This window comes from Variovorax sp. DXTD-1 (assembly GCF_003984625.1).
In the GTDB taxonomy this organism is placed as follows: Bacteria; Pseudomonadota; Gammaproteobacteria; order Burkholderiales; family Burkholderiaceae_C; genus Variovorax.
Window position 1 is genome coordinate 50072 of the sequence record NZ_RWKH01000016.1, and the last position, 18175, is coordinate 68246.

Here is an 18175-nt window from a genome sequence, read left to right on the forward strand (position 1 = left end):
CTGCCGCAGTTGCCTGCGGGAGCCATCGGCGAAGACGCGGATGGCGGTGGGCTTAGTAAAAAAACAAATGCGCAGCCGCTCAAAAGCCGGCTGCGCCTTGCGGACTGACGATCAGATGCGGCGACGCTTCTGGGGACGGCAGCCGTTGTGCGGAACGGGCGTCACGTCGGCAATGGAATTGATCCGGATGCCGAGCGCAGCCAGTGCGCGCACCGACGATTCGCGACCAGGGCCGGGGCCCTTGATCTCGACGTCGAGGTTCTTGATACCTTGTTCGACAGCAGCACGGCCGGCCACTTCGGAAGCCACCTGCGCAGCGAACGGCGTCGACTTGCGCGAGCCCTTGAAGCCCTGGCCACCCGACGAAGCCCACGACAGGGCGTTGCCCTGGCGATCGGTGATCGTGATGATGGTGTTGTTGAACGAGGCATGCACGTGGGCGATACCGTCCGCAACGTTCTTGCGAACCTTCTTGCGAACGCGCTGTGCGGCGTTGTTTGCAGGTGCTTTAGCCATGCTGGTCTATCCTTATTTCTTCAGGGACTGCGCAGCCTTGCGCGGACCCTTGCGGGTGCGGGCGTTGGTGCGCGTGCGCTGGCCGCGCATCGGCAGGCCGCGACGGTGACGGAAGCCGCGATAGCAGCCGATGTCCATCAAACGCTTGATGTTCATCGTCGTCTCGCGACGCAGATCGCCTTCGATGGTGAACAAGGCGATCTGGTCGCGGATCTTTTCGAGATCGGCGTCAGTCAGGTCCTTGATCTTCTTCGAATATTCGATGCCGCTCGCTTCGCAGATTTGACGGGCGCGGGTGCGACCGATGCCGAAGATGGCGGTCAGGCCGATTTCAGCGTGCTTGTGCGGCGGAATGTTGATGCCAGCAATACGTGCCATGTGCGTCCTCTAATACTCTTCAATCAACCCTGGCGCTGCTTGTGGCGCGGGTCGGTGCAAATCACACGCACCACACCTTTACGGCGGATGACCTTGCAATTACGGCAGATGGTTTTGACCGAAGCCGAAACTCTCATTTCATTCTCCTAAAACTGTTTAACGTGGCGGTACACCGCCCACACCCAATATTCTCAATACTGAAACTCACGGCCCTACGATGTCTTGAAGTTGGCCTTCTTCAGCAGCGATTCGTACTGCTGGGACATCATGTAGTTTTGCACCTGGGCCATGAAGTCCATCGTGACGACCACGATGATCAGCAGGGAGGTACCACCGAAGTAGAACGGTACGTTGTACTTCAGGATCAGGAACTCGGGCAGCAGGCAGACGAAGGTGATGTACACCGCGCCAGCCAACGTCAGGCGAACCAGAATTTTGTCGATATAGCGAGCGGTCTGGTCACCCGGGCGAATGCCAGGAATGAAAGCACCACTCTTCTTCAGGTTGTCGGCCGTTTCCTTGCTGTTGAACACGAGTGCCGTGTAGAAGAAGCAGAAGAAAACGATCGCGGCAGCGTATAACAGCACGTAGATCGGCTCGCCCGGGCGCAGTGCGCTGGCAATGTCCTTGATCCAGCGGAAGCCGCCTTCACCGGTGCTGAACCAGCCGACCACCGTTGCCGGCAGCAGGATGATCGACGAGGCGAAAATCGGCGGAATCACACCGGCCATGTTCAGCTTCAAGGGCAGGTGCGACGACTGGCCGCCATAGACCTTGTTGCCGACCTGGCGCCGCGCATAGTTCACGAGGATCTTGCGCTGGCCGCGTTCGACGAACACCACGAAGTAGGTGACCAGCACCACGATCGCGATGATGAAGAGCGCGATGATCGGATTCATCGCACCGGTCGTCACCAGCGACGCAAGGCCGCCAATGGCGCTCGGCAGACCGGCCGCGATACCTGCAAAGATCAGGATCGAGATGCCGTTGCCCAGGCCGCGCTCGGTGATCTGCTCGCCGAGCCACATCAGGAACATCGAACCCGCCGTCAGGCTCACCATCGCGGTCAGGCGGAAGCCGAAACCGGGGGAGTTCACCAGGCCGGCCGACGACTCGAGAGCCACCGCGATGCTGAACGACTGGAACAAGGCCAGACCGAGCGCGCCGTAGCGCGTGTACTGCGTGATCTTGCGACGGCCAGCCTCGCCTTCCTTCTTCAATTGCTCGAAGGCAGGAACCACGTAGGTCATCAACTGCATGATGATCGACGCCGAGATGTACGGCATGATCCCCAACGCGAACACGGTGAAGCGCGACAGCGCCCCGCCCGAGAACATGTTGAACAGGCTCAGAATGCCGCCCTGCTGGCCCTGGAACAACGCAGCCAGCTGGTCCGGGTTGATGCCCGGCACAGGAATGTGCGCGCCGATCCGATAGACCACGAGCGCGAGCAGCAAAAAGACGAGCCGGCGGCGGAGGTCGCCGAACTTGCCTGTTTTTGCGATCGTTGCCGCGTTAGTTGCCACGAAGAACTTCTTTCAGTCCAGTGTGATCAGGCGATGCTGCCGCCGGCTGCTTCGATCGCAGCCTTGGCACCAGCGGTTGCGCCCACGCCCGTCAGCTTGACGGCCTTGGTGAGTTCACCGGTCTTGACGACCTTGACGACCTTGGCGAGCTGGCCAACGAGGCCGGCTTGCTTGAGCGCCAGGATGTCGACTTCGGCCAGGCCGAGCTGCTCGAGGGCAGTCAGCGTGACTTCGGCGTTGAACTTCAGCAGGTGCGACTTGAAGCCACGCTTCGGCAGGCGACGCTGCAGCGGCATTTGACCGCCTTCGAAGCCGACCTTGTGGAAACCGCCTGCGCGCGACTTCTGACCCTTGTGACCGCGACCCGCGGTCTTGCCGATACCGGAGCCGATACCGCGGCCAACACGGCGCTTGGCGTGCTTGGCGCCGGCTGCCGGCTTGATGCCATTGAGTTCCATATCAGTCTCTCTTACAGAACTTTGACCAGATAACTGATCTTGTTGATCATGCCCCGCACCGCCGGGGTGTCCTGCAGCTCGCTCACGCTGTTGAGCTTGCGCAGGCCGAGGCCGCGCACGGTCGCGCGATGCGATTCCTTGGTGCCAATCGGGCTCTTGACCAATTGCACCTTGAGGGTTTGTTGTTGCGTCGTCATTTGAATGCTTCCTGCCTTGCGAGAGCTCGCGCTCAGGCGAAGATCTCTTCGACGGTCAGGCCACGCTTGGCAGCCACTTCGGACGCGGTCGTCGAGTTCTTCAACCCGTCGAGCGTGGCGCGGACCATGTTGTAGGGGTTCGACGAACCATGGCTCTTGGCCACGATGTCGGTGATGCCCAGAACTTCGAACACGGCGCGCATCGGGCCGCCGGCGATGATGCCGGTACCCTTGGGTGCCGGGATCATGACGACCGAAGCGGCGCCGTGATGACCCGTCACGCGATGGTGCAGCGTGCCGTTCTTGATCGAGATCTTGAACAGGTTGCGGCGGGCTTCTTCCATGGCCTTCTGCACGGCAGCAGGCACTTCCTTGGATTTGCCCTTGCCCATGCCGACCTTGCCGTCGCCGTCACCGACCACGGTCAGCGCGGCGAAACCGAGGATACGACCACCCTTCACCACCTTGGTGACGCGGTTGATCGCGATCATCTTCTCGCGCAGGCCGTCCTCGGGTCCTTCGTTCTGCGTTCTTGCTTGAATCTTTGCCATTTTGAATCTCGTGTCCGGTTAGAACTGCAAGCCGGCTTCGCGGGCTGCGTCGGCCAGCGCCTTGACGCGGCCGTGGTACGCAAAGCCTGCGCGGTCGAAAGCGACCTTCTCGACGCCGGCAGCCTTCGCCTTTTCAGCGATGCGCTTGCCGATGGCCGTTGCAGCGGCGGCATTGCCACCCTTGCCCGAGCCGCCGAGTGCAGCGCGCACTTCGGCTTCGGCCGTCGATGCGGTGGCGATCACCTTGGTGCCGTCGTCGGAGATGACGGTGGCATAGATGTGCAGGTTGGTGCGGTTCACCGTCAGGCGAGCCACGCCCTGCGTCGCGATGCGGATGCGGGTCTGGCGCGAGCGGCGAAGACGCTGTGCTTTTTTGGTCAACATCATTTTGCTGCCCCTTACTTCTTCTTGGTCTCTTTGATCACGATCTTCTCGTCCGAATAACGGATGCCCTTGCCCTTGTAAGGCTCAGGCGGACGAACAGCGCGGATCTCAGCGGCGATTTGACCAACGCGCTGACGGTCAGCACCCTTGATCACGATTTCGGTCGGGGTCGCGGTGGCCACCGTGATGCCTTGCGGCATGTCGATGTTGACCGGGTGCGAATAACCGACTTGCAGGTTCAACTTGTTGTTGGACGCCGCGGCCTTGTAGCCGACGCCGACCAGGTTGAGCTTCTTCTCGAAGCCCTTGGTCACGCCAACCACCATGTTGTTCACCAGCTGGCGGATCGTGCCGCTCATCGCATTCGCTTCACGCGATTCGTTGGCGGGTTCGAAGTTCAGCTTGCCGTCATTGCTGACGATCTTGACCAGTGCGTTGCGTGCGAGGTTGAGCGTGCCGCCCGTGCCCTTGACGCTGATCTGGTCTTCCTTGATCGACACATCCACGCCTGCGGGGATGGTGATCGGCATTTTTCCTACTCGGGACATTTCAGTTACTCCTCGATGTCTCGGTTAGGCGACGTAGCACAGCACTTCGCCACCGACACCGGTAGCGCGCGCCTTGCGGTCCGTCATCACACCCTTGGGGGTCGTGACGATCGCAACGCCGAGGCCGTTCTGGACTTGCGGAATGGAAGCACTGGCCTTGTAGACGCGCAGGCCGGGACGGCTCACGCGCTCGATGCGCTCGATGACCGGACGGCCAGCGTAGTACTTCAGGGTAATCACGAGTTCGGACTTGCCGGCCTCGGTCTTCACTTCAAAGCCGTCGATGTAGCCTTCGTCCTTCAGGACCTGTGCAATCGCAGCCTTCACCTTGGAAGACGGGATCGACACAGTGGGCTTCGCCACCATCTGCGCGTTACGGATACGCGTCAGCAGGTCGGCAATGGGATCACTCATGCTCATGTTGTTTGCTCCTGCCTGGCTTACCAGCTGGCCTTGGTGACACCAGGGATGTCGCCATTGAAAGCCAGTTCGCGGATCTTGGCGCGGGCCAGACCGAATTGACGGAAGGTGCCACGAGGGCGACCGGTGATTTCGCAGCGGTTGCGCTGACGCGTGGGGTTCGCGTTGCGCGGGAGCTTTTGCAGGCCCAGGCGGGCAGCAGCGCGCTCTTCGTCGCTCTTCTTCAGGTCGTTGGAAATTGCCTTCAGTTCCGCGTGCTTCGCAGCGTACTTGGCGACCAGCTTGTCGCGCTTGAGTTCGCGTTGGATCAGGGATTGTTTAGCCACGGTTCGCCTCAGTTCTTGAACGGGAAACGAAAACCAGCGAGAAGCGCCTTGGCTTCTTCGTCGGTCTTGGCCGTCGTCGTGATGCTGATGTTGAGACCGCGCAGGGCATCGACCTTGTCGTATTCGATCTCGGGGAAAATGATCTGTTCCTTGACGCCGATGTTGTAGTTGCCACGGCCGTCGAACGCACGGCCGGAGATGCCGCGGAAGTCGCGAACACGCGGCAGCGCGATGGTCACGAAACGGTCCAGGAACTCATACATCTGCACGCCACGCAGCGTGACCATGCAGCCGATGGGCTGGTTTTCGCGGATCTTGAAACCGGCGATAGCCTTCTTCGACTTGGTGACCACGGGCTTCTGGCCGGCGATCTTGGTCAGGTCGGCGACAGCATTGTCGAGAACCTTCTTGTCGGCGACAGCTTCACCCACACCCATGTTCAGGGTGATCTTGGTGAGGCGGGGGACCTGCATCGGCGACTTGTAGCCGAACTTTTCCGTCAGGTCTTTCGCGATCTTTTCGCGATAGTGTTGTTGGAGACGTGCCATGTGAGTACCTCTTAGGCGAACTTGATTTCGTCGCCGCTGGACTTGAAGACGCGAACAGCCACGCGCTTGCCGTCAGCACCCTGGGTGATCTTGATGCCCACGCGATCGGCCTTGCCGGTCGCGGCATTGAAGATCGCCACGTTGGATTGGTGGATGGGCATGGTCTTCTCGACGATGCCGCCGGTCGTACCCTTGAGGGGGTTCGGCTTGGCGTGCTTCTTGACGATGTTCACGCCCTCGACGACGAGGTGCGAATCGTCCTTGCGCAGCGAGACGACGCCGCGCTTGCCCTTGTCGCGCCCGGCCAACACGATGACCTGGTCGCCTTTGCGAATCTTGTTCATGGCGTTGTTGTCCTTACAGAACTTCGGGGGCCAGCGACACGATCTTCATGAACTTTTCGGTGCGCAACTCGCGCGTCACCGGTCCGAAGATGCGGGTGCCGATCGGCTCCAGCTTGGCGTTGAGCAACACGGCTGCGTTGCCATCGAATTTGACGAGGGAGCCGTCGGCGCGACGGATGCCCTTGGCGGTGCGGACCACCACTGCACTGTAGATCTCGCCCTTCTTGACGCGACCACGCGGAGCGGCTTCCTTGATGCTGACCTTGATGACGTCGCCCACGCTGGCATAACGCCGCTTGGAGCCACCGAGCACCTTGATACACAGGACGGACTTCGCGCCTGTGTTGTCGGCCACTTCGAGCCGGGATTCAGTTTGGATCATTGCTAGTAGTTCCCAACTTGTACCGATGCGCCTCCAGGAGGGAGACGCTGCGGTCAGTCTTGGGCCCGTCGTCTGCACCTCGAACCACTCGAGGCACTTCCGCTTTGGGCTGAAAGCTTCGCCTTTTTGAAGCGAAGCCAGCGATTGTGGCACGCAGGCAAAAGGCTGTCAACTGCCTTGTGGCCCGGAAATGCGCTGGAACTAGACTTGGCGGCGTGCGCACCTTTATTCCAGAGCTCCAGGAAACTACGTCGGCCGGGCGGCGCCGGCTGCTGCTGCTGGCTGGCGCAGCCGCCGCTTTGGCAGGCTCGGGACTGGGGGGCTGCGGAAGTCCGGCAGCGCCGCTGCCGGGGGCAGGACGACTGCGCCGCATCGCGGAGGCCCAGTGGCTGCACCGGCTGAATATACAGGGCACCACGGCGGGCGGCCTTTCCGGTGTGGACTACGACGCAGAAAAAAGCGAGTACTTGCTACTCAGTGATGACCGATCAGACTTGAGCCCCGCACGTTTGTACACCGCCTCTTGGCCCGCGCCTTGGGCCTAGGCGCCCGCCCCGCGAGATGTGGTTCAGCTGCAACGACCCTGCGGCGGCCCTTGGTCCGATCAGCGCCGCGCCGGGCGGGGCACCCCTGTGGCAGACCCCGAATCGCTGCGCCTGCGGCCAGGGGCCGGCACCCTGCTCTGGGTGAGCGAAGGGGAGGTGCTGCGCGGATTCGGTCCCGCCCTCTATGAATCGGCACGCGATGGCCGCCTGGTGCGCGAATTCGCGCTGCCGGCCATGTTCACCCCCGATCCGGCCCGGCAACGCGGTCCGCGCGACAACCTGGGTTTCGAAGGCCTCGCGGTGACACCGGACGGCCGCCATGCCTGGCTCGCGATGGAGAACGCCCTGATCCAGGACGGCCCGGCTCCCACCACCCAGGCGGCCGGGGGCCCCTGCCGCCTGATGCTGGTCGACCTGGAAACCGGCCGAGCCGTTCGCCAGATCGCCTACACTCCCGACCCGATTCCGCTGCAACCGCTCCTCCCCGGGAGCCATGCCGACAACGGCATCAGCGAGATCCTGATGCTCGATAGCAACCGCATGCTGGTGCTCGAGCGCGCCTACGCCACCGGCGCCGGAAACTCGCTGCGCCTCTACGAGATCGAAACCCGCGACGCGACCGATGTGCTGAATACCAGCGTGCTCGCGGCGGGCAATCACCGGCCCGCCGCGAAAACGCTGGTTGCCGACTTCGCCTCGCTCGGCCTTTCGCGCCTGGACAACACCGAAGGCCTTTGCTGGGGCCCGGCCTTGCCGGACGGCAAGCGCATGCTGGTCGTGGTGAGCGACGACAATTTCAACCCGCTGCAGACGACCCAGTTCGCGGCATTCGAATACACCGACCGACCATGACCATCGCCGTCACTTTCCTGCCCCGCACCGCGCCGGCACCGCTTCCTCCCGTCGCCTTCATCGGCGGCGGCAACATGGCCAGCGCCATCATCGGCGGCCTCATCAAGCAGGGCACGCCGGCCGACGCGTTCGAGGTGGTCGAACCCTTCGAAGAAGCCCGCCAGAAGCTGGCGCAGTCCTTCGGCATTGCCGCGAAGGCCGAGGCGAGCGAAGCCCTTTCGCGCTGCGCGGTGGTGGTGTGGGCGGTCAAGCCGCAGACCTTTGCGGAAGCCGCCCGTCCGGTGCGCGCCTTTGCCGAAGACGCCTTGCACTTGAGCGTTGCGGCGGGCATTCCTTCGGACAGCATCGCACGCTGGCTCGGCAGCGAGCGCGTGGTGCGCGCCATGCCCAATACGCCGGCGCTGGTTGGCCAGGGCATGACCGGTCTCTACGCGCGGCCCGGCGTGGACGCTGCCGACCGCGCACTGGTCGCGCAATTGCTGGCGCCCACCGGCGAGCTGCTCTGGGTCGACGACGAAGCCGCGCTGGACGCGGTCACGGCCATGTCCGGTTCGGGTCCGGCCTATGTGTTCTATTTCATCGAGGCGATGGCCGAGGCCGGCCTCGAAATGGGCCTTTCGTCCGACCAGGCCCTGCGGCTGGCAGTCGGCACCTTCACCGGCGCCTCGGCGCTGGCGCACAGCGCCACCGAGCCGCCATCGGTGCTGCGCGAGCGCGTGACGTCGAAGGGCGGAACCACCTATGCGGCCCTCACGTCGCTCGAGGCAGCCGACGTCAAGGCAAAGTTCAAGACCGCCATTCGCGCGGCCCAGCAGCGCGCAGCTGAGCTGGGCGAAGAATTCGGCAAGGCCTGAGCGGCCCCGCTTAACGATCGCGCTATCTCAGCGCGTAGCCGGCCGCGATGCCGGCGAACACCGTGAAGCCGAGCCAGTGGTTCAACCGGAAGGCCTTGAAGCAGCCGTCGCGGGTGCGGTCGCGAATCAGCCGCCAGTGCCAGCCCGCCTGCGCCGCGGCAATGGCAATGGCTGCGAAAAACACCGCGCCCAGCCCCCGGCTGGCACCGGCCCAGGCCCAGACCGCCAGGAACAGGCCGTAGCTCGCCATGACCGCGGCCACGTCGAAGCGGCCAAATGTGATGGCCGAGGTCTTCATGCCGATCTTGAGGTCGTCGTCGCGGTCGACCATGGCGTATTCGGTGTCGTAGGCCAGCACCCAGAACAGGTTGCCGGCGAGCAGCCAGGCGGCGAACACCGGCACGGTGGACTGCACCGCCGCAAACGCCATCGGAATACCGAAGCTGAAGGCAATGCCGAGCACCGCCTGGGGAACCGAGACGAAACGCTTGGCAAACGGATAGGCCAGCGTGATGGCCAGCGCCGCGAACGACCACAGCACCGTCACGCGGTTGGTCGTGAGCACCAGCGCAAAGGCCAGCAGCGCCAGCACCGCGCCCAGCACCAGCGCCTCCCTGACCGAGACCGCCCCGCTGGTCACCGGCCGCTGCGCGGTTCGCTTCACATGGCGGTCGAAGTCGCGATCGGCCACGTCGTTGACGCAGCAGCCTGCGCTGCGCATCAGGATGGTGCCCAGCACGAACACGGCCAGCAGGTGCCAGCCCGGCCACCCTTCGGCCGCAAACCAGAGGGCACCCAACGTGGGCCAGAGCAGCAGCAGCCAACCGGCGGGGCGGTTCCAGCGAATCAGGTCGAGATAAAGCGCAAAACGGCGGGCGAGCATGCGGCAGGCAAAAAAAGAGCGGCCATTGTGCCGCTCTCGGGGTTCGGGTTTGCGTGCCCGCTCAGTCTTCGAGCAGCGAACGCAGCATCCACGCGGTCTGGTCGTGCACCGTGCAGCGCGCGGTCAGCATGTCGGCCGTCGGGTCGTCGCCGGCCTCTTCCGCCACCGGAATGAACTCGCGCGCAATGCGCGACACGGTTTCGTGGCCCTTCACCAGGATGCGCACCATCTCCATTGCCTTGGGCGGGGTCAGCGGCACATCGGGCACGGTGGCGATCTTGCTGAATTCGGCATAGGAGCCCGGCGCATAGTGGCCGAGCGCGCGAATGCGCTCGGCAATGATGTCGGTTGCGCCCCAGAGCTCGGTGTACTGCGTCATGAACATGGCGTGCAGCGAGTTGAAGTGCGGGCCCGTCACGTTCCAGTGAAAGTTGTGCGTGGTGAGATAGAGCGTGTAGGTGTCGGCCAGCACGCGGCTCAGGCCCTCGGCAATGGCGGCGCGGTCCTGGCGCTCGATGCCGATGTTGATGATCGGCGCATTGCGGCTGCCCGACTCCTGGGCCACCAGGGCGTCTCCCTTCTTGGGCACCTTGCCCGATGAAGAGGACGACGACGCTTTCTTCGAATCTTTTGCCATGGCGTGAAACTCTTTCTTCAAGTTTTAGGGACACCGTTATTCTGAAAGCCGGCCCGCGGCTTCGCAACAGCGTCACTCTATCCCAGCGATGAATGAATTCGAATGGCCTCCACGTAGGCCAAGTTCGCGAGTTTGCTCTCTCTTGCGGCAGGCTTACGACAGCCGCTTGACGCCCGGCAGCTCGCACGCATAGATGGCATTGCGCAATGCGGCGATGGCCTCGTAGCGCGTGAACGTGCGGCGCCATGCCAGCACCACGCGGCGCGTGGGCGGGTCGCGGTCCTGCGCGTCGCGCACCGGCAGGTAGCGCACCATCTGTTCGGGCTCCTTGCGTCCCTTGAGCTTGGGCTTGAGCGCTTCGGCCGGCACCGAGAGGCGCGGCACCAGCGTCACGCCCATGCCGGACGCCACCATGTGCTTGATGGTTTCGAGCGACGAGCCCTCGAAGCTTTTACGGATGCCCTCGGCATTGCTTGAGAAGCGAGCGAACTCGGGGCACACCTCCAGCACATGGTCGCGAAAGCAATGGCCGGTGCCCAGCAGCAGCATGGTTTCGTTCTGCAGCTCGTCGGAGGTCACCGATTCCCGGTCCGCGAACTTGTGCTTCACGGGCAGCGCCGCCATGAACGGCTCGTCGTAGAGCGGTGCCATGGCCAGGCCTGTATCGGGAAATGGCTCGGCCATGATCGCGCAGTCGATCTCGCCGGCGCGCAGCATTTCGAGCAGCTTGGCGGTGAAATTCTCCTGCAGCACCAGCGGCATCTGCGGCGTGCGCGCAATCACCTGGCGCACCAGATCGGGCAGCAGGTACGGGCCGATGGTGTAGATCACCCCCAGGTTCAGGGGCCCGGCCAGCGGGTCTTTTCCGCGCTTGGCAATTTCCTTGATGCTGGCGGCCTGGTCGAGCACGCTTTGCGCCTGCTGCACGATCTGCTCGCCCAGCGGCGTGACGGTCACTTCGCCCGCGCTGCGCTCGAAGAGCTTGACCTCCAGCTCGTCCTCGAGCTTCTTGATGGCCACCGACAGCGTCGGTTGGGAGACGTAGCAGGCCTCTGCCGCCTTGCCGAAGTGCCGTTCGCGGGCTACTGCAACGATGTATTTGAGTTCTGTGAGAGTCATAGCTTGCGTCAATTATGCGCAAGGGTCTGTGACCAGGCACTGTCTGGGGTCGCCTTTCGGGCGAGCAGGCGCCACCGGCTGCCCCGCCGGCGCCATAAGCTGGCCTATGCCTTCAGGTACTCGGCCTTGGTGCCGAGCCAGCGGTCGATATGCCGCTGCGCCAGGTCCGGGTGCTTTTCAAGCATGACGGGCGCGAGTTCGCGCGCCCAGTCGAGCAGCATCACATCGGTGGTCAGGTCGGCAAAGCGCAGCAACGGCGCGCCCGACTGGCGCGCGCCCAGGAACTCACCGGGGCCGCGAATCTCGAGGTCGCGGCGCGCTATCTCGAAGCCGTCGCTGGTTTCGGCCATGGCCTTGAGCCGGGCGCGCGCCGCCTCGCCCACGCGCCCGCTGTCGCCCGGCGCATAGAGCAGCACGCAGGCCGATGCCGCGGCGCCACGTCCCACGCGGCCGCGCAGCTGGTGCAGCTGCGAGAGGCCGAAGCGCTCGGCGTGCTCGATCACCATCAAAGAGGCGTTCGGCACGTCCACCCCCACCTCGATCACCGTGGTGCTGACCAGCACCTGGATTTCGTTGACCGTGAAAGCCGCCATCACCGCTTGCTTCTCGGCGGTGGGCATGCGCGAATGCAGCAGCCCGACGTTGACCGCCGGGCCCAATGCATCGGCCAGCTCGTCGCGCGTCTCGGTGGCGTTGCGCAGGTCGACGGCTTCGCTCTCCTCGATGAGCGGACACACCCAATAAACCTGCCGCCCCTGTTCGACCTGGGCCTGGATGCGATCGATCACCTCGTCGCGCCGGTGGTCGGCCACCAGCTTGGTGACGATGGGCGTTCGCCCCGGCGGCAGTTCGTCGAGCGTGGACACATCGAGGTCGGCGTAATAGCTCATCGCCAAGGTGCGCGGGATGGGCGTGGCGCTCATCATCAGCAAGTGAGGTTCGAGGTGCCCGACTGCCTTGCCGCGCAGCGCGAGCCGCTGAGCCACGCCGAAGCGATGCTGCTCGTCGATGATCGCGAGCGCCAGGTTCTTGAAGCGCACCTTTTCCGAAATGACGGCATGCGTGCCGATCACCAGGGCCGCCTCGCCGCTTTCCACCGCGGCCGACATGGCGTCGCGCTCCTTCTTTTTCTGGCTGCCCGTGAGCCAGGCCACGCGCAAGCCCCGCTCCGCCAGCAGCGGATCGAGCCAGCCCACCAGCTTGCCGAAGTGCTGGGCCGCAAGGATTTCGGTCGGCGCCATCAATGCGCACTGAAACCCCGCGTCGATGGCCCGCGCTGCGGCAAGCGCCGCCACCACCGTCTTGCCCGAGCCCACGTCGCCCTGCAGCAAGCGGTGCATCGGAATCTCGCGGCCCAGGTCGCGCGTGATTTCTTCTCCCACGCGCTGCTGAGCGCCGGTCAGCCCGAAAGGCAGCACCGCGAGCAATTGCGCATGCAGCGAACTCGGCTCCGGCTCGGTCGAAGAGGGCAGCGCCGGTGCGCGCTGCGCCGCCCGCTCCAGCCGCGCCTGCAGCTGCGAAAGCTGCTGCGCCAGCAGTTCCTCCGCCTTGATGCGCTGCCAGGCGGGATGGCTATGGTCTTCGAGCGTGGCCATGGCCACGTCGGGCGTGGGGTAGTGCAGAAAGGTCAGCGAACTGCGCAGATCCCAGGCGCCTCGCAGGCCGATCTGCACCGGAACCGTCTCGTCGAGCACCGCGCGCGCCAGGCCCGAACGCACCTCGCGCCGGAGCACCGGCTGCGGGAGTCCGGCCACGGTCGAATACACGGGCGTGAGCGCCTCGGGCAGCGAAGTGCCCGCCGCCTTGACGGTCGGATGCATGATCTGCCGCCCGACAAAGCCGCCGCGCACCTCGCCCCGCACGCGCACGCGCGCACCCACCGCAAGCTGCTTCTGCTGCGAAGGATAGAAATTGAAGAAGCGAAGCTGGCAGGTGTCGCTGCCGTCGTCAATGGTGGCAATCAATTGCCGGCGGGGGCGAAACACCACCTCGCACTCGGTCACCACGCCTTCGACCTGCGCCATGTCGCCGTCGCGCGTGTCGGCCAGCCGCACGATGCGGGTCTCGTCCTCGTAGCGCATCGGCAGGTAGAGCGCAAAGTCGATGTCGCGCACCAGGCCGAGCTTGCGCAGCGCGCGCTGCACGGCGCTCAGGCCGGCGCCGGGCGCGGCTGGGGCGGCGGCGGGCGGGCTGGAGGCCTTTTCGGTCGGCACTGACTTCGCGGAAGCGGGCATGGGACAATTCTGCCCGGCTCCGGCCACGCTTTTACTCATCTTCCACGCCTTCTTGGCACGGGCCCGTCCGGCCCTCAAGCACCATGCGCGCCTTCACGCTTTCCGATTTCGATTTCGACCTGCCCACCGAGCTGGTGGCGCAGCACCCGGCCGCCGAACGCACTTCGTCCCGCCTGCTCGACGGCACCGGCAGCGAGCCGGCCGATCGCATCTTCAAGAGCCTGCCTTCGCTGCTGCGTGCGGGCGACCTGCTGGTCTTCAACGACACCCGCGTGGTCAAGGCACGCCTCTTCGGCGAGAAGCCGACCGGGGGCAAGCTCGAACTGCTCGTGGAGCGCGTGCTGCAGGGCCACGAGGTGGTTGCGCACATGAAGGTCAGCAAGAAGCCGCCCGTGGGCACCACGCTGCAGATGGTGGGCGGCTTTCGTGCGACGCTTCTGGGGCGCTGGCCGGAAGAAGACGGCGCGCTGTTCCGGTTCGGCTTCGAAAGCGACGCGGGCGAAGACCCCTATGCGCTGATGGCCCGCTGCGGCCACGTGCCGCTGCCGCCCTACATCACCCACACCGATTCGGCCGACGACGAGAGCCGCTACCAGACCGTGTTCGCGCGCGTGCCCGGCGCCGTGGCGGCACCGACGGCGGCGCTGCACTTCGACGAAGCGCTGCTCGACGAGCTCGAAGCCCGCGGCGTGCAGCGCGCCAACGTCACGCTGCACGTGGGCGCCGGCACTTTCCAGCCTGTCAAGACCGAGAACATTGCCGAGCACACGATGCACGCCGAGCGCTACGAGGTGCCCGAAGCCACGCAGCGCGCAATTGCCGAGTGCAAGGCACGCGGCGGCCGCGTGGTCGCGGTCGGCACCACCACCGTGCGCACGCTCGAGTCGTGGGCCAAGAGCGGCGAGTCGAGCGGCGACACGCGCATCTTCATCACGCCGGGTTTTGCCTTCGAGCATGTCGACCTGCTGGTCACCAACTTCCATTTGCCGAAGAGCACGCTGATGATGCTGGTCTCGGCCTTTGCGGGCTACGAGCGCGTGATGGCGCTGTATGCCCACGCCATTGCCCATCGATACCGCTTCTTCAGCTATGGCGACTCCATGCTGCTTAGGCGCAAGAATCCCCAGTTTAAGCAGTCAGAATAGATCGCAAATCATTTGATGCAACTTCGCATGCGCCCAAAATTGGCTGAACAGCCTAGGAGAACGAGATGCTCACCCGCTTAAGAGTCGCAGGATTCAAGAATCTGCGTGACGTCGATGTTCAATTCGGCTTGTTCACCTGCATCGCTGGCGCCAATGGCGTCGGAAAATCTAACTTGTTTGACGCCATCACTTTCCTCAGTGATCTAGCGTCGATGCCAATCATCAAAGCCTGCAGCAACGTGCGCGGAACGCATGGTCGTGCATCGGATTTTGCAGCCCTGTTCTTTCGAGATAAAAGCTCGAAAGACTTACGCATGGAATTTCTCGCGGAGCTGATCATTCCTAATGAAGTAGTTGATGACTTTGATCGCAAAGCGCGACCAACTGCAACCTTAGTTGAATATTCACTAGTCTTGCGATTGAATCTCGACGCAACGTCAGGGCCCTCGAAAGATCCGGTTTACATTGAGAAGGAAGAGCTCCGCGCCAAACCATCCAGTGAGGCGCAGAAGTTTCTGCAGTTTGATGGGGGTAGCGAGCTTGCAAAAAACAAGAAGATTATCTTCGGCCCTGGGCCTCGCACCTCTCCGTTTATCGAAACGGACGATAAAGGCTCAGATGTCGCAATTCTTCTGCGCGGAGACGGCGGTGGGCGAGGCAATCCACAACGCATCTCCGCCCATAAAAGTCCGCAAACAGTGCTCTCCGGGGTTAACTTATCCTCTCATCCCACAGCTTTGGCCGTGCGACGGGAGATGCAATCTTGGCGAATGCTGCAGTTGGAGCCCACTGCGCTACGTGCTCCTGATGACATTTTTGGAGAATCCTCGTTGTCTCCAACTGGCGAGCACTTACCCAATACTCTGTTTCGGCTTGGTCGCTACGGTGACATTGCAAACAGACTTGCAGATCTGATCCCCGGGGTCGAGGCACTTGACGTTGATACAGATCAGACCAGACAACAGCGCACGCTATCTGTGACGATGAGCGACAAGCGCCCCTACTCGGCGAGTTCTCTTTCCGACGGAACATTGCGCTTCCTTGCACTAGCTGTGTTGTCGAGTGACCCAGATGCAAGCGGACTCGTTTGCTTGGAAGAGCCTGAAAATGGAATTCATCCACAGCGGATTCCCGAAATGCTGCGCCTTGTGCGCGAGTTGTCAGATGCTGACCTGTCATCGCAAGAGCTAGCAGATCAGCTAAAGCTCCGACAAGTCATCATCAACACGCACTCTCCATTGGTTGTGGCGGAGTTGCTTGACGACGAACTTTTATTTGCCGAAACGATCCGCTTAAGAGGTCAATCTTTTGCGAACTTCAAACCTATAAATGGCACGTGGCGAACAAAATCCGCTATTACGCCCCCGTCGAGCATCATCACTCGCGGAGAGCTGCATGCTTATTTGTCGGGCAATCGGCTTCCAACGAAATCCAAAGGGTCTAGGCTGGTTAGAGACCACCTTCCTGAAACGGCTGACTTGCTCCAAGGCTCTTGAAGAGCGAAGCGCCCTCAATGAAAATTCTTACTGCAACGTTGGTTGCCGATGGAACATCGGATCGAACACTGCTACCTGTTGTTCAGTTCTTGCTCGATGAATGGAGCCCTTGGCCGCATCGCATTTTGTTCGCCGAAGGTGTGCACAACGGACCTTTGGCAGTACGGCTACCGCGCGCGTTGCAGCTCTACCCCTGCGATCTTCTATTCGTCCATCGAGACGCGGAGTCAGCCGCAGCTGCGACTCGACAGCAAGAGATCGAACTAGCAAAAAGGACGATTGCAGAACCACCTTCGCACATTTGTTTGGTACCAATTCGGATGACTGAGAGCTGGTTGTTACTCGACCAGCAGGCGATACGGACAGCTGCTGGAAATCCTCACGGGACGACAGCCCTACAGCTGCCACCTGCCAAATCGATTGAAAAGCTCGTTGATCCCAAAGCCAAGCTTTTCGAAGCCTTGATCGCGGCATCGGATCGGGCAGGAAGGCGAAAACGCCAGTTCAAGCCAGAAGCTGCGAGGCATCGCGTCGCCGAACTGATGGACCTCTCAAGCCTTCGACAGATTTCGTCTTTCGCCCATGCAGAGACACAGGTCAAACAGTTTTTTGAGAATCATGAATAACGGGCTGAACTTCGAACTTCTCAAGACCGACCCCGACAGCCACGCGCGCCGGGCCACGCTCACGCTCAACCACGGCGTGGTGCAAACGCCGATCTTCATGCCCGTGGGCACCTACGGCACCGTCAAGGGCGTGATGCCGCGCAGCCTCGAAGAGATGGGCGCGCAGATCATCCTGGGCAACACCTTCCACCTGTGGATGCGGCCCGGCCTGGACGTGATGGCGAGCTTCGGCGGGCTGCACCAGTTCGAAAAATGGAACAAGCCCATCCTCACCGACTCGGGCGGCTTCCAGGTCTGGTCGCTGGGCGCAATGCGCAAGATCAGCGAAGAGGGCGTCAAGTTCGCATCGCCCGTCAATGGCGACAAGCTGTTCCTCACGCCCGAGGTCTCGATGCAGATCCAGACCATTCTCAACAGCGACATCGTGATGCAGTTCGACGAGTGCACGCCCTACGACACCAAGGGCCACATCACGACGGAGGCCGAGGCGCGCATCTCGATGGAGCTGAGCCTGCGCTGGGCCAAGCGCTGCCAGCATGAATTTGCGCGGCTCGAAAACCCGAACGCGCTCTTCGGCATCGTGCAGGGCGGCATGTTCGAGAACCTGCGCGAAGAATCGCTCGCCGCGCTGGTGGACATGGACTTTCCGGGCTACGCCATCGGCGGCGTGAGCGTGGGCGAGCCCAAGGAAGAGATGCTGCACATCATGGGCCACACGCCGCACCGGCTGCCGGCTCACAAGCCGCGCTACCTGATGGGCGTGGGAACGCCCGAGGACCTGGTGCAGGGCGTGGCGGACGGCGTCGACATGTTCGACTGCGTGATGCCGACCCGCAACGCGCGCAACGGCACGCTGTTCACGCGCTTCGGCGACCTGAAGATGCGCAATGCGCGCCACAAGAACGACCCGCAGCCCATCGACCCGAGCTGCACCTGCCATGCCTGTGCGGGCACGTCGGGCGTGAGCTGGAACGACGGCGGACGCGAGGGCTTCAGCCGCGCCTACCTGCACCATCTGGACCGCTGCGCCGAGATGCTGGGGCCGATGCTCACCACCATCCACAACCTGCACTACTACCTGAACTTGATGCGCGAGATTCGCGAATCGCTCGAGGCGGGCACTTTCACGGCTTTCAGGGCCCGCTTCAAGGCCGACCGCTCGCGCGGCGTGTAGCCGCCGCACCGGGCCCCGGTCGAACCGGCTCG

General features: G+C 63.0%; 23 protein-coding genes and 1 pseudogene. 6 read left to right on the forward strand and 18 right to left on the reverse strand.

Features of this window, described 5'->3' with window-relative positions:
* Nucleotides 1–111 precede the first annotated feature (111 nt).
* The 14 genes from rpsK to rplN form a co-directional block, all read right to left on the reverse strand.
* Complete coding sequence (rpsK, locus tag EJI00_RS16140; protein WP_009124825.1) at nt 112–516, reverse strand: 30S ribosomal protein S11; 405 nt, start codon at nt 514–516, stop codon at nt 112–114.
* A 12-nt stretch (nt 517–528) separates the two neighbouring features.
* Nucleotides 529–894 carry a 30S ribosomal protein S13 gene (rpsM, locus tag EJI00_RS16145; protein ID WP_013544105.1) on the reverse strand — a complete coding sequence of 122 codons (366 nt, stop codon included), beginning with the start codon at nt 892–894 and terminating at the stop codon, nt 529–531.
* Between the two features lie 23 nt (nt 895–917).
* Entirely contained in the window at nt 918–1031 is a 114-nt protein-coding gene (gene rpmJ / locus EJI00_RS16150) for a 50S ribosomal protein L36 (protein WP_013544106.1), read from the reverse strand.
* 75 nt (nt 1032–1106) lie between these two features.
* Nucleotides 1107–2420 (reverse strand): preprotein translocase subunit SecY, encoded by a 1314-nt coding sequence (gene secY, locus EJI00_RS16155; protein ID WP_126748521.1) that lies wholly within the window; start codon nt 2418–2420, stop codon nt 1107–1109.
* 26 nt (nt 2421–2446) lie between these two features.
* Nucleotides 2447–2878, reverse strand: coding sequence for a 50S ribosomal protein L15 (gene rplO, locus EJI00_RS16160; RefSeq protein ID WP_126748522.1), 432 nt, complete (start codon nt 2876–2878; stop codon nt 2447–2449).
* An 11-nt stretch (nt 2879–2889) separates the two neighbouring features.
* Nucleotides 2890–3075 (reverse strand): 50S ribosomal protein L30, encoded by a 186-nt coding sequence (gene rpmD / locus EJI00_RS16165; RefSeq protein ID WP_009124818.1) that lies wholly within the window; start codon nt 3073–3075, stop codon nt 2890–2892.
* Nucleotides 3076–3107: 32 nt separating this feature from the next.
* Nucleotides 3108–3626 carry a 30S ribosomal protein S5 gene (gene rpsE, locus EJI00_RS16170; protein WP_126748523.1) on the reverse strand — a complete coding sequence of 173 codons (519 nt, stop codon included), beginning with the start codon at nt 3624–3626 and terminating at the stop codon, nt 3108–3110.
* 18 nt (nt 3627–3644) lie between these two features.
* Nucleotides 3645–4010: a 50S ribosomal protein L18 gene (rplR, locus tag EJI00_RS16175; RefSeq protein ID WP_021012927.1), complete on the reverse strand. Its 366-nt coding sequence runs from the start codon at nt 4008–4010 to the stop codon at nt 3645–3647.
* A 14-nt stretch (nt 4011–4024) separates the two neighbouring features.
* Complete coding sequence (gene rplF, locus EJI00_RS16180; protein WP_009124809.1) at nt 4025–4558, reverse strand: 50S ribosomal protein L6; 534 nt, start codon at nt 4556–4558, stop codon at nt 4025–4027.
* Between the two features lie 24 nt (nt 4559–4582).
* A complete protein-coding gene (rpsH, locus tag EJI00_RS16185) occupies nt 4583–4978 on the reverse strand; it encodes a 30S ribosomal protein S8 (RefSeq protein WP_093020602.1) in 396 nt (131 codons plus the stop codon).
* 20 nt (nt 4979–4998) lie between these two features.
* On the reverse strand, nt 4999–5304 hold the full coding sequence (gene rpsN, locus EJI00_RS16190) for a 30S ribosomal protein S14 (RefSeq protein WP_015867798.1): 306 nt from the start codon (nt 5302–5304) through the stop codon (nt 4999–5001).
* 8 nt (nt 5305–5312) lie between these two features.
* Complete coding sequence (gene rplE, locus EJI00_RS16195; protein WP_013544114.1) at nt 5313–5852, reverse strand: 50S ribosomal protein L5; 540 nt, start codon at nt 5850–5852, stop codon at nt 5313–5315.
* A gap of 11 nt (nt 5853–5863) precedes the next feature.
* Nucleotides 5864–6196, reverse strand: coding sequence for a 50S ribosomal protein L24 (gene rplX, locus EJI00_RS16200; RefSeq protein ID WP_126748524.1), 333 nt, complete (start codon nt 6194–6196; stop codon nt 5864–5866).
* Between the two features lie 13 nt (nt 6197–6209).
* Nucleotides 6210–6578 carry a 50S ribosomal protein L14 gene (rplN, locus tag EJI00_RS16205; RefSeq protein WP_009124801.1) on the reverse strand — a complete coding sequence of 123 codons (369 nt, stop codon included), beginning with the start codon at nt 6576–6578 and terminating at the stop codon, nt 6210–6212.
* Between the two features lie 215 nt (nt 6579–6793).
* On the opposite strand from rplN, the pseudogene EJI00_RS16210 reads away from it, so the two are divergent.
* Both EJI00_RS16210 and proC read left to right on the forward strand, forming a co-directional pair.
* A pseudogene (locus EJI00_RS16210) lies at nt 6794–7975 on the forward strand (esterase-like activity of phytase family protein).
* On the forward strand, nt 7972–8829 hold the full coding sequence (gene proC, locus EJI00_RS16215) for a pyrroline-5-carboxylate reductase (protein WP_126748525.1): 858 nt from the start codon (nt 7972–7974) through the stop codon (nt 8827–8829). Before EJI00_RS16210 ends, proC begins: the two are co-directional and overlap by 4 nt.
* 22 nt (nt 8830–8851) lie before the next feature.
* Here the strand turns inward: proC and ubiA are convergent, their stop codons facing one another.
* From ubiA to recG, 4 genes are all read right to left on the reverse strand, one after another.
* Nucleotides 8852–9712 carry a 4-hydroxybenzoate octaprenyltransferase gene (gene ubiA / locus EJI00_RS16220; protein WP_126748526.1) on the reverse strand — a complete coding sequence of 287 codons (861 nt, stop codon included), beginning with the start codon at nt 9710–9712 and terminating at the stop codon, nt 8852–8854.
* Nucleotides 9713–9773: 61 nt separating this feature from the next.
* On the reverse strand, nt 9774–10349 hold the full coding sequence (locus EJI00_RS16225; protein ID WP_126748527.1) for a Dps family protein: 576 nt from the start codon (nt 10347–10349) through the stop codon (nt 9774–9776).
* Between the two features lie 153 nt (nt 10350–10502).
* Entirely contained in the window at nt 10503–11468 is a 966-nt protein-coding gene (locus EJI00_RS16230) for a LysR substrate-binding domain-containing protein (RefSeq protein ID WP_126748528.1), read from the reverse strand.
* 104 nt (nt 11469–11572) lie between these two features.
* Entirely contained in the window at nt 11573–13702 is a 2130-nt protein-coding gene (gene recG / locus EJI00_RS16235; protein ID WP_126748529.1) for an ATP-dependent DNA helicase RecG, read from the reverse strand.
* 83 nt (nt 13703–13785) lie between these two features.
* Between recG and queA the strand changes: the two genes are divergently transcribed.
* The 4 genes from queA (at nt 13786) to tgt (ending at nt 18143) form a co-directional block, all read left to right on the forward strand.
* The gene (gene queA, locus EJI00_RS16240; protein WP_126748530.1) at nt 13786–14847 is read left to right on the forward strand and encodes a tRNA preQ1(34) S-adenosylmethionine ribosyltransferase-isomerase QueA; all 1062 of its coding nucleotides are present in this window, start codon (nt 13786–13788) and stop codon (nt 14845–14847) included.
* 65 nt (nt 14848–14912) lie between these two features.
* Nucleotides 14913–16343, forward strand: coding sequence for an AAA family ATPase (locus EJI00_RS16245; RefSeq protein WP_126748531.1), 1431 nt, complete (start codon nt 14913–14915; stop codon nt 16341–16343).
* 17 nt (nt 16344–16360) lie between these two features.
* Entirely contained in the window at nt 16361–16969 is a 609-nt protein-coding gene (locus tag EJI00_RS16250; RefSeq protein ID WP_126748532.1) for a DUF4276 family protein, read from the forward strand.
* Nucleotides 16962–18143 carry a tRNA guanosine(34) transglycosylase Tgt gene (tgt, locus tag EJI00_RS16255; protein ID WP_126748533.1) on the forward strand — a complete coding sequence of 394 codons (1182 nt, stop codon included), beginning with the start codon at nt 16962–16964 and terminating at the stop codon, nt 18141–18143. Before EJI00_RS16250 ends, tgt begins: the two co-directional genes overlap by 8 nt.
* The last annotated feature ends 32 nt before the right edge of the window (nt 18144–18175 follow it).

Bases quoted from the DNA above. Each gene is read 5' to 3' on its own strand.
- rpsK (WP_009124825.1), bottom strand. From the start codon at position 516: ATGGCTAAAGCACCTGCAAACAACGCCGCACAGCGCGTTCGCAAGAAG.
- rpsM (WP_013544105.1), bottom strand. From the start codon at position 894: ATGGCACGTATTGCTGGCATCAACATTCCGCCGCACAAGCACGCTGAA.
- rpmJ (WP_013544106.1), bottom strand. From the start codon at position 1,031: ATGAGAGTTTCGGCTTCGGTCAAAACCATCTGCCGTAATTGCAAGGTC.
- rplO (WP_126748522.1), bottom strand. From the start codon at position 2,878: ATGGAACTCAATGGCATCAAGCCGGCAGCCGGCGCCAAGCACGCCAAG.
- rpmD (WP_009124818.1), bottom strand. From the start codon at position 3,075: ATGACGACGCAACAACAAACCCTCAAGGTGCAATTGGTCAAGAGCCCG.
- rpsE (WP_126748523.1), bottom strand. From the start codon at position 3,626: ATGGCAAAGATTCAAGCAAGAACGCAGAACGAAGGACCCGAGGACGGC.
- rplR (WP_021012927.1), bottom strand. From the start codon at position 4,010: ATGTTGACCAAAAAAGCACAGCGTCTTCGCCGCTCGCGCCAGACCCGC.
- rplF (WP_009124809.1), bottom strand. From the start codon at position 4,558: ATGTCCCGAGTAGGAAAAATGCCGATCACCATCCCCGCAGGCGTGGAT.
- rpsH (WP_093020602.1), bottom strand. From the start codon at position 4,978: ATGAGCATGAGTGATCCCATTGCCGACCTGCTGACGCGTATCCGTAAC.
- rplE (WP_013544114.1), bottom strand. From the start codon at position 5,852: ATGGCACGTCTCCAACAACACTATCGCGAAAAGATCGCGAAAGACCTG.
- rplX (WP_126748524.1), bottom strand. From the start codon at position 6,196: ATGAACAAGATTCGCAAAGGCGACCAGGTCATCGTGTTGGCCGGGCGC.
- rplN (WP_009124801.1), bottom strand. From the start codon at position 6,578: ATGATCCAAACTGAATCCCGGCTCGAAGTGGCCGACAACACAGGCGCG.
- proC (WP_126748525.1), top strand. From the start codon at position 7,972: ATGACCATCGCCGTCACTTTCCTGCCCCGCACCGCGCCGGCACCGCTT.
- ubiA (WP_126748526.1), bottom strand. From the start codon at position 9,712: ATGCTCGCCCGCCGTTTTGCGCTTTATCTCGACCTGATTCGCTGGAAC.
- EJI00_RS16225 (WP_126748527.1), bottom strand. From the start codon at position 10,349: ATGGCAAAAGATTCGAAGAAAGCGTCGTCGTCCTCTTCATCGGGCAAG.
- EJI00_RS16230 (WP_126748528.1), bottom strand. From the start codon at position 11,468: ATGACTCTCACAGAACTCAAATACATCGTTGCAGTAGCCCGCGAACGG.
- recG (WP_126748529.1), bottom strand. From the start codon at position 13,702: ATGCCCGCTTCCGCGAAGTCAGTGCCGACCGAAAAGGCCTCCAGCCCG.
- queA (WP_126748530.1), top strand. From the start codon at position 13,786: ATGCGCGCCTTCACGCTTTCCGATTTCGATTTCGACCTGCCCACCGAG.
- EJI00_RS16245 (WP_126748531.1), top strand. From the start codon at position 14,913: ATGCTCACCCGCTTAAGAGTCGCAGGATTCAAGAATCTGCGTGACGTC.
- EJI00_RS16250 (WP_126748532.1), top strand. From the start codon at position 16,361: ATGAAAATTCTTACTGCAACGTTGGTTGCCGATGGAACATCGGATCGA.
- tgt (WP_126748533.1), top strand. From the start codon at position 16,962: ATGAATAACGGGCTGAACTTCGAACTTCTCAAGACCGACCCCGACAGC.